1 protein-coding gene and 2 pseudogenes are annotated in these 2,123 nt (G+C 35.8%); 1 reads left to right on the top strand and 2 read right to left on the bottom strand.

Features of this window, described 5'->3' with window-relative positions; translation table 11 throughout:
• Positions 1 to 412: 412 nt before the first annotated feature.
• Positions 413 to 1,286: pseudogene (locus KUG37_RS14585) on the top strand (IS982 family transposase).
• Here KUG37_RS14585 and KUG37_RS14580 read toward each other — a convergent pair.
• Together KUG37_RS14580 and KUG37_RS14575 are read right to left on the bottom strand one after the other, a co-directional pair.
• On the bottom strand, positions 1,287 to 1,868 hold the full coding sequence (locus KUG37_RS14580; RefSeq protein ID WP_216936578.1) for a lytic transglycosylase domain-containing protein: 582 nt from the start codon (positions 1,866 to 1,868) through the stop codon (positions 1,287 to 1,289). It lies immediately after the preceding pseudogene.
• A 143-nt stretch (positions 1,869 to 2,011) separates the two neighbouring features.
• Positions 2,012 to 2,123 (bottom strand): annotated as a pseudogene (locus KUG37_RS14575) (IS982 family transposase); the annotation flags it as partial.

Raw genomic sequence — 2,123 nt, 5'->3', positions numbered from 1 at the left:
TGCTTAAACCTATTTCTCTCAAAGCTGATCAAAATCTTCTCAGTCAGGTTATTTCTATTAATCTGATGGCATATCCAGCCCGCAAGGCTGGGTTCAAGAAGAGTTTATACGGCCATCTTATAAATCCCGGCAAATAAAAAACCAGCGATTCGCTGGTTTTTTTACTGTCGATTATTTTAGTCACACCTATGCATGATAGCTTTGATTAGGATTTCATTCATCTTGCTTTTATAACTAAGATTTTAATAAATACTATTTGTGCAAAACCTATATAAAATAGCCTAAGCATAATTGATTTAATGAATCTATTTATTAATTAACCGCGAATCGCGGATAAGAAATTAACTTGGAAAACAGGAGGACTAGAGCCATCAGTTGAGTTACCACATCAAACCCTAAAGCTCTAGTCCTGATGTTCACTAGTACCGAATTATTTTGCGTAATTGACGATTTCTTTCTTAAATTTGAACCAACATATTGGAAGTTTCTCAAACAAAAGCAGGCACTGTTTAAGAATCCGAACTGCGCAACTAACGATCTCAGAAATTACCTTCATCACTATTTGGTATAAGTGCTCTCACTTCAATAATTTCAAAATGTTCTTCTCATGGTTGAAGCAGGATAAAAGTCATTTATTTAAAAGCTTACCCTGTTACCAACGAATGATTCACCTCATCAATATGCATCAATTAGCACTGCATGCTTTATATGTAGCGTTAATGAAAGGTTAATGTAATCAATATTTATGGATTGACTCAACGACGCTACCTGTCTATAAGAATCAGCGCATTCAATGCCATAAATCATTAGCCAAAATTGCTTCACGAGGTAAAAGCTCGATGGGTTGGTTTTATGGCTGCAAGTTACATATTGTGATGAATCAATTGGGCGAGATTGTAAACTCAGCTTTATCCAATGGGCATATCGCTGATATTAAAATGGTTGAAGGCGTAGAAGCAAAGCTTTATGCAGATCGTGGCTATATTAGTCAAGAGTTAAAAACCAAGTTAAATGAACAAGGTATTGATTTGATTACTTATCATCGAAAAAACATGCAGTCAGTTCAACTCTGTTCATCAGATGAATATCACTTAAAATAGCGTAATAAGATAGAAACGTTACTCAGCTTATTAAAAGGACAATATAATTTAGTGACGAGTAAAGCTCGAGGTATTCATGGGTTTCTAAGTGGAATTTATGCATCGTTATGTGCATATCAATTAGCCTATAGAAATAAGCCAATAATTCAAATTATGCATCATTGGCTTAAACAGGATTCGGGTTAATTAAAGAGAGTTCTTTAATATTTTTTTATGTTGTTTCACTTGTTTGGCATAACGTTTACCTTGTTTACGCATTTTGCGATTATTCTCATAACCTGATGGACCTACATTATAATAGGCAAGCGCTTTCTTCCAGGCACCAGATGATTGGTTATATTTAGAAAGAATATAAGTACCGCATTGGATATTACTGTTTTCATTGTACAGATCACCTGGACAAGTTTGTTGCCAGTATCTTGGTATCACTTGCATCAAGCCTATGGCACCGGCAGGCGATGCGGCTTGACTACGATAAGTAGACTCCTGACGAATCACAGCTGCCACTAGAAGTGGATCTACGCCCTGATTTTGTGCATGCTGTACAATCAACGGTGAAACGCGATTAGCTGTGTCTGAAGGTGTGGAATAGGCAGTTTGAATGCCTTTAGACAGTTTAGCTGCACGTTTTTCTATAGACCCTCCACCCAAGGATGAGCAGCCAGAAAAAAGAAAGGTACTCAATAAAATAGAGAAAAATTTAAAAGAATGGGTATGAAATAGTGAAGGCTTAGACTTAATTGAATTGAATAAATGAGAAAAAAACAAACTATGAATTCCGTGCCTGAAGAAACGTATTTTGATGTTAGGCAGCCTATATTCAAGAGTCAAGCCTACTGCTGATGAAAGCACTTTATTTCCATACAAATGTTATATATCTAATAAAAACTCTTAACTAACCTGAATCCTGCTTAAGCCGATGATTTCATAATTTGAATTTTTGGCTTATTTCGATGGGTTAATTGATATGCACATAGCGAAGCATAAATTCCGCTGAGAAATCCATGAAGACTACGTGCTTTA

The organism is Acinetobacter sp. BY419, from assembly GCF_019038395.1.
Classification (GTDB): Bacteria; Pseudomonadota; Gammaproteobacteria; order Pseudomonadales; family Moraxellaceae; genus Acinetobacter.
The sequence above is the reverse complement of the archived record's forward strand: the minus strand, read 5'-3'. Positions and strand labels throughout refer to the sequence as shown.